Genomic DNA, 13,240 nt, shown 5'->3' with positions numbered 1-13,240 from the left:
CGACCGCTACTGGCCGGTGGTGACCCGCGTCCAGTCGCGGTTCACCTCGCGCAGCAGCGCCTGATCCTTGGGAGCCACCACGTACAGCCGGGCGAAGGTGTCCGGCGACAGGTAGACGTTCGGGTCGTCACGCACCGCCTTGTCCAGCAGCGGCGTCGCGGCCGCATTGGCGTTGGCGTAGTGGGTGGCGTTCGAGGCGCGGGCGATCACGTCCGGCCGCAGCATGTAGTTGATGAAGGCGTGCGCGGCGGACGGGTTGGGCGCATCGGCGGGGATGGTGAAGCTGTCGAACCACACCTGCGAGCCCTCCTTGGGGATGGCGTAGGCCAGGGTGACGCCGTGGTTCGCCTCCCGGGCGCGGGAGGCCGCCTGCAGCATGTCGCCGGAATAGCCGATGGCGATGCAGATATCCCCGTTGGCCAGGGCCTCGATGTTCTCGGAGTTGGTGAACTTGCGCACGTACGGGCGCAGCTTCAGCAGCAGGTCCGTGGCGGCGGCATAGTCGGCCGGGTCCTTGCTGTTGGGATCCTTGCCCATGAAGCGCAGCGCCGAGCCATACATGTCCTGAGGATCGGCCAGGAAATAGACGCCGCAGTCCTTAAGCTTCGCCAGATTGGCCGGGTCGAACAGCACGCGCCAGCTGTCGACCTTCACCCCGGGCAGCGCCCTGGCCACCTTGTCCGGGTTGTAGCCGATGCCGACGGTGCCCCACATGTACGGCACGGCGTACTTCGCCCCCGGATCGAACGGGGCCATGTAGCGCATCACCGCCGGCCAAAGGTTCTTCGCATTCGGCAGCTTGGCCTGGTCCAGCGGCTGGATCGCCTTGGCCTCGGCGAAGCGCGGCACGTACTGGTTCGACGGCACGACGATGTCGTAGCCGGAGTTGCCGGTCAGCACCTTGGTCTCCAGCATGTCGACGGAATCGAAGGTGTCGTAGACCACCTTGGTCCCGGTCTCCCGGGTGAAGTCCGCCAGGATCTTGGGATCGATGTAGTCGGACCAGTTGTAGATGTGCAGCGCGCCGCCGCCCCCACCACCCCCGCCGCACGCGGCCAGCGTCAGGGCGCCGACCAGCGCGGCCGTCACGCCGCGCAGCCTGCCCAGGACCGAACCTCTCGCCCGCATCACCACCTCCCGATCGCGCGGGACCTTACAGGCGCCACGGCGGCCACGTTAAGCGCCGCTTGGCATTTGCGGCGCCGGTTCTATATTTCCAGACCTCTGCGCCATCCAGGGCATGGGACTGATCAAGACGTGACGACTGCCGCCGATCATCCCGACACGGGCTCCAGCCGGACGATCCTGGTCGCCCGCGGCCGGCGAATGCGCGCCGGGTGAGGGCCGCTGGCGAGCCGACCTGACGGCCCGCGCTGCGCTTCATCCCTCATCCTGATCCCAGGCTTTGTCGACCCGCCGGTCGCGCGATTGCGCGCCGGCATCATCCAACATCGCGCCATACCCGCTGGAGGGGCGGCGCGGCTGACGCTAAAGGACCGCCATGGCCCGTATCCTCATCACCTCCGCCCTGCCGTACATCAACGGCGTCAAGCACCTGGGCAATCTCGCCGGCTCGATGCTGCCGGCCGACCTCTACGCCCGCTTCCAGCGGGCCCGGGGGCACGAGGTGCTCTACATCTGCGCCACCGACGAGCATGGCACCCCGGCGGAGCTGGCCGCCGCCGCCGCCGGCCAGGACGTGATGACCTATTGCGAGGAGCAGCACCGCATCCAGCACGACCTGGGGCGCGGCTTCGGCCTGTCGTGGGACTGGTTCGGCCGCTCGTCCTCGCCGCAGAACGCGCGCCTGACCCAGCACTTCGCCGAGGCCCTGGAGGACAGGGGCTTCATCGAGGAGCGCACCGACAAGCTGGTCTACTCCATCGACGACAAGCGCTTCCTGCCGGACCGCTATATCCAGGGCATCTGCCCGGTGTGCGGCTATCCGGACGCGCGCGGCGACCAGTGCGACAACTGCGGCTCGCTGCTCGACCCGATCGAGCTGAAGGAGCCCTATTCGGTGATCTCCGGCTCGCGGAACCTGGAGGTGCGCGAGAGCCAGCACCTGTATCTGAAGCAGTCGGCGCTGCAGGGGCCGATCCGCCAGTGGGTGGACGCCAAGCCGGAGTTCTCCAGCCTGGCCCGCTCGATCGCCTACAAGCACCTCGACGAGGGGCTGATCGACCGCGGCATCACCCGCGACCTGTCGTGGGGCGTGCCGGTCACTCGGGGCGGCCAGCCGCGGCCGGGCTTCGAGGACAAGGTGTTCTACGTCTGGTTCGACGCCCCGATCGAATACATCGGCTCGACCCAGGAATGGGCCGACGCCACCGGCCAGGACTGGCAGCGCTGGTGGCGCGAGGACGCCGGGGCGAAGGACGTGCGCTACGTCCAGTTCATGGGCAAGGACAACGTCGCCTTCCACACCGTCAGCTTCCCGGCGACGATCATCGGCTCGGGCGAACCGTGGAAGAGCGTCGACAACCTGAAGGCCTTCAACTGGCTGAACTGGTACGGCGGCCCGTTCTCGACCTCCAAGCGGCGCGGCGTGTTCATGGACCAGGCCCTGGCCCTGCTGCCGTCCGACTACTGGCGCTGGTACCTGACGTCGAACAGCCCGGAGCACTCCGACAGCGCCTTCACCTGGGAGCTGTTCCAGGGGGCGGTGCGCGACCTGGCCGACGTGCTGGGCAACTTCGTCAACCGCATCCTGAAGTTCGCCGAGACCCGGTTCGACGGCAAGATCCCCGCCGGCGGCGAACCCGGGCCGCTGGAGGAGAAGCTCTACGCCCAGGTGGCCGAGAAGCTGGCCGACCTCACCGCCCAGTTCGAAGCCATCGAGATCCGCAAGACCGCCCAGGCTCTGCGGGCGCTCTGGGTGGTGGGCAATGAGTACCTGCAGGAGGCGGCCCCGTGGACGGCGATCAAGACCGATCCCGAGCGGGCGGCGGTGGTCGTGCGCACGGCGATCAACCTGGCGGCGCTCTATGCGCGGGTGTCTGCGCCGATCATCCCGTACGCGGCCGAGAAGATCGCCATGGCGGTGGGCGAACCCTTCCCGCCCACCTGGCCGTCGGAGAACATCGCCGTGGAGCTGTCGCGCCTGGAGGCCGGCCGGCCGTTCAGCGTGCCGGAGATCCTGTTCCAGAAGATCGAGGACGCCCAGGTCGCCGAGTGGACCGAGCAGTTCCAGGGGCAGAGCTGACGTTCGGAGGGCTAGGGAAGGGCAGGCGGGCCGGGCTCAGATGTGCTGGCCGGTCCGCCTGCTGATTTCCTGCGGATGGATGTCGGCCCAGTCGGGCGCCCAGGCGTTGTACTGCGCCACCTGGTGGGTATCGATGATCACCGTGCGATAGCCCTGCCAGATCATGTGCACGGCGACGTAGAGCACGATGCCCAGCCCCACGTAGCCGATCCAGCGGTGGCGGTTCAGCAGCTGGGCGATGGCGTTGGCCGCCAGCCCCATGAGGGCGACGGACACCAGCAGGCCGATGGCCAGCAGCAGGGGATGGTTGTGCGCCGCCCCGGCGACGGCCAGCACGTTGTCCAGCGACATGGACAGGTCGGCGATCAGAATCTGCACGAAGGCGGCGCGGAAGGTCTTGGCCGGCTTCAGTTCGGCGGCGTCCTCGTGCGCGGACTGGCTGCGGAGGTCGCGCCACATCTTCCAACACACCCACAGCAGCAGCACCCCGCCCGCCAGCAAGAGGCCGATCACCGCCATCAGCTGGGCGGTGACGATGGCGAAGCCGATGCGCATCACCACCGCGGCGGCGAGGCCGACCAGGATCACCTTCTTGCGCTGGTCGGCGGACAGGCCGCCGGCGGCCAGGCCCACGGCCACGGCGTTGTCGCCGGCCAGGACCAGGTCGATCATCAGCACCTGTACGAGGACGGTCGCGGGCCCGATCCAGGCGTGATCCCCAAGGGGGCCGGGCAGCATTTCGACCATGCGCAAGAAATGGCCCGCCCGCGTCGCGCGCGCAAGCGCGCGGGGGTGAATTATTCCTGACTCTACCCGCGGCGGGTGGCGCGCGCGGCGGCGTAGAGGGCCACCGCCGCCGCCGCCGAGACGTTCAGGCTCTCGAAGCCGCCGGGCATCGGGATGCGCGCCAGGGCGTCGCAGTGCTCGCGCACCAGCCGGCGCAGGCCCTCGCCCTCCGAGCCCATGACGATCACCGTCGGGCGCCCGTCCAGCACCGTCTCCAGGTCGTCCTCGGCCTCGCCGGCCAGGCCCACCGCGCGCCAGCCCATCTCCTCCAGCTGCTCCAGGGCGCGCGACAGGTTCACGGCGCGGGCGTGCGGGATCTTGTCGACCGCGCCCGCGGCGGCCTTGGCCAGGGCGCCGGCCAGGGCCGGGGCGTGGCGGTCCTGCACGATCACCCCGCGCGCGCCGAAGGCCGCGGCCGAGCGGAAGATGGCGCCGACGTTCTGCGGGTCGGTGACCTGGTCGAGCATCAGCAGGAAGCCTTGCGCCGGCGTGCCCAGGTCCTCGATCGACCGAGGTTCGGGCGGCTCGGCGCGCAGGGCCAGGCCCTGGTGCGCGGCGCCCTGGGGCAGCAGCCGGGCGATGGCCTGGGTGTCGGCGACCTCCAGGGTCTTCAGCGCGCTGAACCGCTCGGCGAGCGTCCGGGCGCGGTCAGGCGTGGCGACCACCCGGCGAATCTGGGTGCGCGCGGGGTTCTCCAGCGCGGCGAACACGGGGTGCACGCCCCAGATCCAGTCGGCCTCGTCGTGGCCCCTGGCGGGTGGGCGGGGGCGGGAAGGGGGCTTGGCGGCGGCTGCGGCGCCGGCCGCAGGCCTTTGTACGGCTTGGCTTTTTGCTGGCGACGCGTGGCTATTTCGCGCCGTGCTTTTCCGGTCGTTGCGTTGCCGATGCGAGGCCACTATAAGACGCGCTCCGATTTGGGGCCCATGCGAGCCCTGCCGTTCCGCTCTAAGCATTTGGAGCCGTGACCGGAAGGTGTTTCGCACGGCGGTCCGGGGTCTCCCGGGCTGACGGCGGCGCCGGGATCGGGCCCATTCGAGAAACCGCGTTGGGGGAATGTCCCGAGCGGCAAAGGGGGCGGACTGTAAATCCGCTGCGTAAGCTTCGTAGGTTCGAGTCCTACTTCCCCCACCACGCGGTTCTCGAAGGCCTCGCCCCCGGCCAAGACGTCCTCGACGAGCTAGGAGAGCATTCAGCGCCCCGCTTGGCGCGCGGGTATAGCACAATGGTAGTGCAGCAGCCTTCCAAGCTGAGGATGCGGGTTCGATTCCCGCTACCCGCTCCAGATCCAGTAGTACATCTCATCACACAAGGGACCGCGCGAAGGTAAGACGATGGCCAAGGAAAAGTTCGAACGCACGAAGCCTCACTGCAACATTGGCACGATTGGTCACGTTGACCATGGGAAGACGACGCTGACGGCGGCGATCACCATGATCCTGGCGAAGACGGGCGGTGCGACGGCGAAGAAGTACGAGGACATCGACGCTGCGCCGGAAGAGAAGGCGCGGGGGATCACGATCAACACGGCGCACGTGGAGTACGAGACGGCGAACCGTCACTACGCGCACGTGGACTGCCCTGGCCACGCCGACTACGTGAAGAACATGATCACGGGCGCGGCGCAGATGGACGGCGCGATCCTGGTGGTGTCGGCGGCCGACGGCCCGATGCCGCAGACGCGCGAGCACATCCTGCTGGCCCGCCAGGTGGGCGTGCCGGCGCTGGTGGTCTACATGAACAAGGTGGACCTGGTGGACGACGCCGAGCTGCTGGAGCTGGTGGAGATGGAGGTTCGCGAACTTCTGTCGTCCTACGAGTTCCCGGGCGACGACATTCCGATCGTCAAGGGTTCGGCCAAGGTGGCGATCGACGGCGGTGATCCGATCATCGGCGAGAACTCGATCCTGGAACTGATGACCCAGGTCGACGCCTACATCCCGCAGCCGGAGCGTCCGGTTGACCTGCCGTTCCTGATGCCGGTGGAAGACGTGTTCTCGATCTCTGGCCGCGGCACGGTGGTGACGGGCCGGATCGAGAAGGGCGTCGTGAAGGTCGGCGAGGAAGTCGAGATCGTCGGCATCCGTCCGGTGCAGAAGACGACCTGCACGGGCGTCGAGATGTTCCGCAAGCTGCTGGACCAGGGTCAGGCGGGCGACAACGTGGGCGTGCTGCTGCGCGGCACCAAGCGTGAGGACGTCGAGCGCGGCCAGGTGCTGTGCAAGCCGGGCTCGATCACGCCGCACACCAAGTTCGTGGCTGAGGCCTACATCCTGACCAAGGACGAGGGCGGCCGCCACACGCCGTTCTTCTCCAACTACCGCCCGCAGTTCTACTTCCGCACGACGGACGTGACGGGGATCATCAAGCTGCGCGAAGGCGTGGAGATGGTGATGCCGGGCGACAACACCGAGCTGGACGTGGAACTGATCACGCCGATCGCCATGGACCAGGGCCTGCGCTTCGCGATCCGCGAAGGCGGCCGCACGGTCGGCTCGGGCGTGGTGACCAAGATCGTCGAATAGGCCAAGGCCCAAACGACAAGACGACTATCGGGCGGCCGCCGGAGGACACTCCGGCGGCCGTTTCGATTCCGCCACCCCCCTCACTGTCATCCCGGAATCCGCGAAGCGGATATCCGGGACCGCGGCAGGCGCCGGCGCCCGCTACCGCCGTCACCCATCGGCGCTTCCGGCGGTCCCGGATATGGGCTGCGCCCATTCCGGGATGACAGAGGAGGAGAGGGGTAAGGGAGAAATGCCCCCCTCACTTCCCCTTCGTCGGCTCGCCGGTGCCGGGATCCGTCTCGGTCTTCGGCGTCTGGGTCGACCACTCCGCCCCTTTCGGTTCGGTCGCGGGGCGGGGAGGGTGGCCGGCGCGGTCGGGGCGCTGGTTCTCGCTCTCGGATTCGCGGCTGCGTTCGGTCCCGGTGGCGTCGGTCATGGCGGGCTCCTTCGTCGAAGGAACGCGGTGACGCGCCTAGTGGCTCCCCGCTTGCTCTTGCAGGCGCCCCTTGCTAAACCACGCGCCCTACGGCGATGAGCCGAACGCGCCGGTGGGCTGGCCGCTCTCCGGCGCGTTGTTCATTGCCGGGGAAAGTGCCTGAAGGAGTGTAGCTCAGCTGGTAGAGCATCGGTCTCCAAAACCGAGGGCCGGGGGTTCGAGTCCCTCCACTCCTGCCACTATATGAAGCGTACCCGAGGCGCGGCCCCGCCGCCGCCGACCCACGAAGAAGCGAGTTGAAAGGCCCCATGGCCAAGGATCAAGGCGTCGTCCAGACCAACCTGCGCCCCCGCTCCGCCCTGCGCGGCGCCGGCGGCCGCCCGCCTGCGGGACAGGGCGGCGAGGTCGACCAGACGCCCAGGAAGCCTTTCAATCCCGTCCAATTCCTGCGCGAGACGCGGGCCGAGGCGAGGAAGATCACCTGGACCACCTGGAAGGAAACCTGGATCACCTCGGTGATGGTGGGGATCATGGTGGTGGTCACCGCGATCTTCTTCTTCACCGTCGACTCCGCGCTGTCGCTCGCCGTCAGCCAGATCCTGAAATTCGCCGCCGGCGGCCAATAGAGACCCACCCATGACCGATACCGCCGTCCAGGCCTCCAATCCGCGCCACAAGTGGTACATCGTCCACGCCTACTCGAACTTCGAGAAGAAGGTGGCCGAGAGCATCCGCGAGCAGGCTCACGCCCAGGGGCTGGACGACGCCTTCTCCGAGATCCTGGTGCCCACCGAGGACGTCGTCGAGATCCGCCGCGGCCGCAAGGTCAACGCCGAGCGCAAGTTCTTCCCCGGCTACGTGCTGGTGAAGATGGACCTCTCGGACGAGGCCTATCACCTGGTGAAGAACACCCCCAAGGTCACCGGCTTCCTGGGCTCCGGCTCCAAGCCGATGCCGGTTTCCGAGCGGGAAGTGGCGCGCATCATCGGCGCCATCGAGGAGGGCGTGGAGCGGCCGAAGCCGACCATCACCTTCGAGATCGGCGAGACCGTCAAGGTCATCGACGGTCCGTTCGCCAGCTTCAACGGCAGCGTGGAACAGGTCGACGAGGAGCGCGCCCGTCTGCGCGTCACCGTCTCCATCTTCGGCCGCGCCACGCCGGTGGAGCTGGAATACGGCCAGGTCGAGAAGACCGCCTAGCCGACCCTATTTGCTCTTCGGCGTGGGCTCTGCTACACGCCGCCCCTTCGCGCGCGGGCCGTCGGTCCGGGCGTGACAAATCCGTGGGAGGGTCGCCAAGCCCAATTACCACGGCTCTTCAACCGAAAGACCCGGTCCCGGCCGGGTCTATGAGAGGACCATATGGCCAAGAAGATCCTGGGCTACATCAAGCTGCAGGTCCCCGCCGGCTCCGCCACGCCTTCGCCGCCCATCGGGCCGGCGCTGGGCCAGCGCGGCGTCAACATCATGGGGTTCTGCAAGGAGTTCAACGCCCGCACCGAGAACATGCAGAAGGGCACGCCCCTGCCGACGGTGATCACCGTCTATCAGGACAAGAGCTTCACCTTCGTCACCAAGACCCCGCCCGCCACCTTCTTCCTCAAGGAAGCGACCGGCCTGAAGTCCGGCGCCAACAAGACCGGCCGTGAGAGCGTCGGCCAGATCACGCGCCAGCAGCTGCGCGACATCGCCGAGAAGAAGATGAAGGATCTCAACGCCAACGATATCGAGGCCGCGGCCCGGATCATCGAAGGCTCGGCCCGCGCCATGGGCCTCAAGGTCGTGGAGGCCTAAGCGCATGCCCAAGCAACCCAAGCGGATCCAGGCCTGGACCGGCGATCGCGACGCCACCCACGCCCTCACCGAAGCCGTCAAGCTGGTCAAGGCCAACGCCAAGGCCAAGTTCGACGAAAGCATCGAGATCGCCGTCAACCTGGGCGTCGATCCCCGTCACGCCGACCAGCAGGTCCGCGGCGTGGTCAGCCTGCCGTCCGGCACCGGCCGCGACGTGCGCGTGGCCGTCATCGCCAAGGACGCCAAGGCGGCGGAAGCCACCGCGGCGGGCGCCGAAGTGGTCGGCGCCGAAGACCTGGTGGAGCGCATCCAGGGCGGCTTCATGGACTTCGACCGGGTGATCGCCACGCCGGACATGATGGCCCTGGTCGGCCGTCTCGGTAAGATCCTCGGCCCGCGCGGCCTGATGCCGAACCCGCGCGTCGGCACCGTGACCCCGAACGTGGGTCAGGCGGTGAAGGACGCCAAGGGCGGCGCCATCGAGTTCCGCGTCGAGAAGGAAGGCATCGTCCACGCCGGCATCGGCAAGGCAAGCTTCACCGACGACGCCCTGCTGGCCAACGCCCGCGCCCTGGTCGACGCCCTCAACAAGGCCAAGCCCTCCGGCGCCAAGGGCACCTATGTGAAGCGCATCAGCCTGTCCTCGACGATGGGCCCGGGCTTCAAGGTCGATACCGCCAGCATCACCGCCTGAGGCGGCGCTGAGCGCTGAAGGAACGGGCCCTCGGGGAGCGATCTCCGGGGGCCTTTTTCTTGCGCCGGCGCCCGCGCGCCGGGACTTGGGCCGGGCGCGATCCTCGCCTAGGCTCCGTCGTCTCAGGGACCTGGCCATGATCGCGACGATACTGAAGCTTTCCTCGGCGCTGGACGCCTGGCTGCGCGAACATATCGGGCGGCCGTATCTGGCGGCGCTGGGCGTCGGCCTGGTGCTGGGCATCGTCGCGGCCTTCCAGGATCTGATGAAGGACCTCGGCCGGCACGACAGCGTCGTGAAGCTGTCGCTGTTCATCGCCTTCCAGGCGGCGCTGCTGGTCAACCAGCTGGCCCAGTTCCACGACTACCGCGAGGAGCGCCGCCGTCAGCGCGAGGCCAAGGCCCTGCGCCGGGCGGGCCGGCGAAACGGCGGCGCGGCGGTCGATATCGAGCCGGGCGCGCCGTTGGAGGGCCAGTCTTGAGCCTGACCGAGACGCCCGTCGTCCCCGCCGCCGCGCAGGCGCAGACCGTGGTCGTGCTGACCGGCGTTCTCACCCGCGCCGACCACGAGACCTATCGCGAGCTGGCCTTCGACGTGCCGGCGGGGGTGCAGCGGCTGACGGTCGACTTCGACTTCACCACCCGCGAGCAGAAGACCACCATCGACCTGGGCCTGATGGACCCCGACCGCTTCCGTGGCTGGAGCGGCGGCGACAAGATGCGCTTCACCGTCGGCGAACTGGACGCCACCCCGTCGTACCTGCCGGGGCCGATCGTTCCCGGCCGCTGGACGCTGCTGCTGGGGGTGCCGAACATCCGGCCGGGCGTGGTGGCGGCGTATACGGCGACGATCCGCTTCGGCCGCGGCGAGGCGACCGCCGTCTCGGCCTTCGCCGACGAGCCCTTGGAGGTCGGCGCCCGCTGGTACCGCGGCGACCTGCACATGCACACCTGCCATTCCGACGGCACCGTCGCCACCCAGGGCGGCGAGCGCCGGGCGCCGGGGCCGGTCTACCGCACCGTGGAGGCGGCCGCCGCGCGCGGCTGCGACTTCATCGCCGTCACCGACCACAACGCCGTCTCGCACCACCACGCCCTGCGCGAGCTGCAGCCGCACTTCGACCGGCTGCTGCTGATGCCGGGCGTCGAGATCACCACCTTCCGCGGCCACGCCGGCGTGCTGGGCGCGATCGGCTTCGTGGAATTCCGCCTGGAGAGCCGCCACCTGCCGGCGGTCACCCAGCTGCAGGACGCCGTCGCCCGCCAGCACGGCCTGTTCGCCATCAACCATCCGGCCCTGCCGTCCAACGAGTACTGCATGGGCTGCGGCTGGACGGCGGCCAATACCGACTTCGCCCGGGTGGACGCCATCGAGGTGTGCAACGGCGGCGCCATGCAGGCGCAGGGCGGCAAGGCCGACGGGGTGTTCTCCGGCGTTCCGTTTTGGGAGGCCCGGCTGAACGAGGGCCATCGCATCACCGCCATCGGCGGCTCCGACAACCACAAGCCGGACGGCGATCCGGCCGCCGCCCCGGCCGTGGGCAGCCCGACCACGGTGGTGTTCGCGCCGAACCTGTCGGAGCGGGCGATCCTGGACGCCATCCGCGCCGGCCACGTGTTCGTCGACGTCGAGGGCGTGCGGGGCAGGGGGCTGGAGCTGACCGCCCGCTGCGGCGAAGCCTCGGCCATGATGGGCGACGCCCTGGCCGCGCCGGCGGGGGCGGAGGTCGCGTTCGAGCTGACGGTGACGGGCCTGGCCGGCGCGCGCATCGACGTCGTGCTGGACGGCGAGCATGGCGCGGCCCTGGCCGGCGTGCAGGCCGACGGCGATGTGGCGACCCTGGCCTTCACCCTGCCGTCTGACGGCGCCTGCCACTGGATCCGCGCCGACGTCCGCTCTGAGGATGGCGAGCGGACGCTGTTGATCGGCAATCCTGTGTATTTGAACGGGTAGGGCAGGCGACTTGCCGCCGCATCGCGGGGCTGACTTTGGGCCCGCGCTGTCCCCAATTCTCGTCACCCCGGCCGCAGCGCAGCGGAGAGCCGGGGCCAGCCCGGCCGGCGCCAAGACGAATTGCCGCGAGGAGCCGGCCTGGCCGGCCCCGGATCGGCGGCGCTTCGCGCCTTGTCCGGGGTGACGAAGGAGGGGGGCAAAGGCAGGAACAGCCCAACTGCCCAGGACTTGCTTCCAAACCCCATCGCGTGTAAGAGCGCGCCTCCGATGGGGCTCGCCCCGTCGATCCTGTCCGAGAACTGCGGCGTTCGGGGGTCACCCGGACCATAAGCGAGGAAGAGCCCTTCCTCACCGCTGGGAGACGGGGAAGCGAAGGCCACAGGTCCGATGCCGCAGGCATGGACGGTCGCCTGCAATTCCTTGGGACAGGTCTGTTGGTTCGCCGCGCGCGGGAGCGATCCTTCGCGCGAAGAACCGTTGATTACGTCCGCCGGATGGTCCGGTGGGCGCGTCATGAGTAACGGAGACCGCAATGGACCGCGCTCAAAAGGCGGAGTCGATCGAGACGCTCAAGGGCGTCTTCGCCGACGCCGGCGCCGTCGTCGTGACCCACTACATGGGTCTCACTGTTGCGGAAATGACTGACCTTCGCCTTCGCCTCCGCAAGGAAGGCGCGACGATGAAGGTGGTGAAGAACCGTCTGGCCCAGAAGGCCCTGGCGACGACCGAGGGCAGCGACACCTACGCGCTGTTCAAGGGCCCGGTCGCCATCGCCTATGCGCCCGATCCGGTGAGCGCCGCCAAGGTCGCCACCCAGTACGCCAAGGACAATGACAAGTTCACGGTCATTGGCGGCCTGATGGGCGAACAGGTCCTGGATGCCGCTGGCATCGACGCGCTGGCCAAGCTGCCGTCGCTCGACCAGCTGCGCGCCTCGATCATCGGTCTGCTGCAGGCCCCGGCCACCAAGGTCGCCGGCGTGCTCCAGGCTCCGGCCGGCCAGCTGGCGCGGGTGTTCAACGCCTACGCCACCAAGGACGCCGCCTAAGGCCCGTCATCTCCCAACGTCATCCCAACCTTTCCCTAGGAACTGAAAACCATGTCGAAGCTCGAAAAGCTGGTCGAAGACCTCTCCGCCCTGACCGTCCTGGAAGCCGCTGAGCTGTCCAAGCTGCTGGAAGAAAAGTGGGGCGTTTCCGCCGCCGCGCCGGTGGCCATGGCCGTCGCCGCTCCGGGCGCCGCCGCCCCGGCCGCCGAAGTCGAAGAGCAGACCGAATTCACCGTCGTGCTGACCGCCGGCGGCGACAAGAAGATCAACGTGATCAAGGAAGTCCGCGCCGTGCGTCCGGACCTCGGCCTGAAGGAAGCCAAGGACCTGGTCGAAGGCGCCCCGCAGAACGTGAAGGAGAACATCTCCAAGCAGGAAGCGGAAGAGATCAAGAAGAAGCTCGAAGAAGCCGGCGCCACCGTCCAGGTGAAGTAAGCCGTCCCTTCGGACGACCTTTCGGGAAGGCCCGGGCTTTAGGCCCGGGCCTTTTTCGTTGCGCGCGGCGGCGCCGGTCGGCCCGGCGCCCGCGGTGGGGATTCGCCCACAACCTTGAGGGGCCCCGGCCTTGCGCCCCCGGCGGTTTTGGCCTTAGCTGACGGGTACGGCGAAATTCGCGCGGAGGGGGCTTCCCAAGACCGCGGCGACGGACTACATACGCCTTTCTCTTACAGCCAGAGATTCAAGTCGCATGCGCGCGCCCGGATTCGGGTCGTGCAGCACATACGCCCCGAGGCGCGGTCGCCGCCCTCTGATCAGCGCGAAGGGGCGCCCGTCGGACGTTTCCCCGTCCGGCCGGGATTTTCGAGCGTCCGGGCGGACG

14 protein-coding genes and 3 tRNA genes are annotated in these 13,240 nt (G+C 68.7%); 13 read left to right on the top strand and 4 right to left on the bottom strand.

The features are described from left to right. Positions 1-6 precede the first annotated feature (6 nt). Positions 7-1,128, bottom strand: a complete 1,122-nt coding sequence (locus tag ACO2Q3_RS09735; RefSeq protein ID WP_423306366.1) for a polyamine ABC transporter substrate-binding protein — start codon at positions 1,126-1,128, stop codon at positions 7-9. Positions 1,129-1,501: 373 nt separating this feature from the next. On the opposite strand from ACO2Q3_RS09735, the gene metG reads away from it, so the two are divergent. Further along, on the top strand, positions 1,502-3,205 hold the full coding sequence (gene metG, locus ACO2Q3_RS09730; RefSeq protein ID WP_423306365.1) for a methionine--tRNA ligase: 1,704 nt from the start codon (positions 1,502-1,504) through the stop codon (positions 3,203-3,205). 36 nt (positions 3,206-3,241) lie between these two features. On the opposite strand, the gene ACO2Q3_RS09725 is transcribed toward metG, so the two are convergent. Then, positions 3,242-3,952, bottom strand: coding sequence for a TerC family protein (locus tag ACO2Q3_RS09725; protein WP_423306935.1), 711 nt, complete (start codon positions 3,950-3,952; stop codon positions 3,242-3,244). Positions 3,953-4,014: 62 nt separating this feature from the next. Then, entirely contained in the window at positions 4,015-4,887 is an 873-nt protein-coding gene (rlmB, locus tag ACO2Q3_RS09720) for a 23S rRNA (guanosine(2251)-2'-O)-methyltransferase RlmB (protein ID WP_423306364.1), read from the bottom strand. Positions 4,888-5,038: 151 nt separating this feature from the next. Between rlmB and ACO2Q3_RS09715 the strand changes: the two genes are divergently transcribed. From ACO2Q3_RS09715 to tuf, 3 genes are all read left to right on the top strand, one after another. After that, positions 5,039-5,122 (top strand) — tRNA-Tyr (locus tag ACO2Q3_RS09715). A 77-nt stretch (positions 5,123-5,199) separates the two neighbouring features. Next, a tRNA-Gly gene (locus ACO2Q3_RS09710) sits at positions 5,200-5,273 on the top strand. Between the two features lie 49 nt (positions 5,274-5,322). Then, positions 5,323-6,513 carry an elongation factor Tu gene (gene tuf / locus ACO2Q3_RS09705; protein WP_423306363.1) on the top strand — a complete coding sequence of 397 codons (1,191 nt, stop codon included), beginning with the start codon at positions 5,323-5,325 and terminating at the stop codon, positions 6,511-6,513. 241 nt (positions 6,514-6,754) lie between these two features. On the opposite strand, the gene ACO2Q3_RS09700 is transcribed toward tuf, so the two are convergent. Beyond that, a complete protein-coding gene (locus ACO2Q3_RS09700; RefSeq protein ID WP_423306362.1) occupies positions 6,755-6,931 on the bottom strand; it encodes a hypothetical protein in 177 nt (58 codons plus the stop codon). A 163-nt stretch (positions 6,932-7,094) separates the two neighbouring features. On the opposite strand from ACO2Q3_RS09700, the gene ACO2Q3_RS09695 reads away from it, so the two are divergent. From ACO2Q3_RS09695 to rplL, 9 genes are all read left to right on the top strand, one after another. Further along, positions 7,095-7,170, top strand: a tRNA-Trp gene (locus ACO2Q3_RS09695). Between the two features lie 69 nt (positions 7,171-7,239). After that, complete coding sequence (gene secE / locus ACO2Q3_RS09690; protein WP_423306361.1) at positions 7,240-7,557, top strand: preprotein translocase subunit SecE; 318 nt, start codon at positions 7,240-7,242, stop codon at positions 7,555-7,557. 10 nt (positions 7,558-7,567) lie between these two features. Beyond that, on the top strand, positions 7,568-8,131 hold the full coding sequence (gene nusG, locus ACO2Q3_RS09685) for a transcription termination/antitermination protein NusG (RefSeq protein WP_423306360.1): 564 nt from the start codon (positions 7,568-7,570) through the stop codon (positions 8,129-8,131). A 162-nt stretch (positions 8,132-8,293) separates the two neighbouring features. Beyond that, on the top strand, positions 8,294-8,725 hold the full coding sequence (gene rplK, locus ACO2Q3_RS09680; protein WP_423306359.1) for a 50S ribosomal protein L11: 432 nt from the start codon (positions 8,294-8,296) through the stop codon (positions 8,723-8,725). Positions 8,726-8,729: 4 nt separating this feature from the next. Beyond that, positions 8,730-9,419: a 50S ribosomal protein L1 gene (gene rplA / locus ACO2Q3_RS09675; protein WP_423306358.1), complete on the top strand. Its 690-nt coding sequence runs from the start codon at positions 8,730-8,732 to the stop codon at positions 9,417-9,419. 136 nt (positions 9,420-9,555) lie between these two features. After that, complete coding sequence (locus ACO2Q3_RS09670) at positions 9,556-9,900, top strand: hypothetical protein (RefSeq protein WP_423306357.1); 345 nt, start codon at positions 9,556-9,558, stop codon at positions 9,898-9,900. After that, entirely contained in the window at positions 9,897-11,372 is a 1,476-nt protein-coding gene (locus ACO2Q3_RS09665) for a CehA/McbA family metallohydrolase (RefSeq protein ID WP_423306356.1), read from the top strand. Before ACO2Q3_RS09670 ends, ACO2Q3_RS09665 begins: the two co-directional genes overlap by 4 nt. A gap of 532 nt (positions 11,373-11,904) precedes the next feature. Next, complete coding sequence (gene rplJ, locus ACO2Q3_RS09660) at positions 11,905-12,420, top strand: 50S ribosomal protein L10 (RefSeq protein WP_423306355.1); 516 nt, start codon at positions 11,905-11,907, stop codon at positions 12,418-12,420. A gap of 51 nt (positions 12,421-12,471) precedes the next feature. Beyond that, a complete protein-coding gene (gene rplL / locus ACO2Q3_RS09655; protein ID WP_423306354.1) occupies positions 12,472-12,855 on the top strand; it encodes a 50S ribosomal protein L7/L12 in 384 nt (127 codons plus the stop codon). Positions 12,856-13,240 lie beyond the last annotated feature (385 nt).

It is taken from the genome of Caulobacter sp. KR2-114 (assembly GCF_049446115.1).
GTDB lineage: Bacteria > Pseudomonadota > Alphaproteobacteria > Caulobacterales > Caulobacteraceae > Acaudatibacter.
Note: the sequence above shows the minus strand (reverse complement) of the source record. Positions and strands in the feature narration are given on the sequence as shown.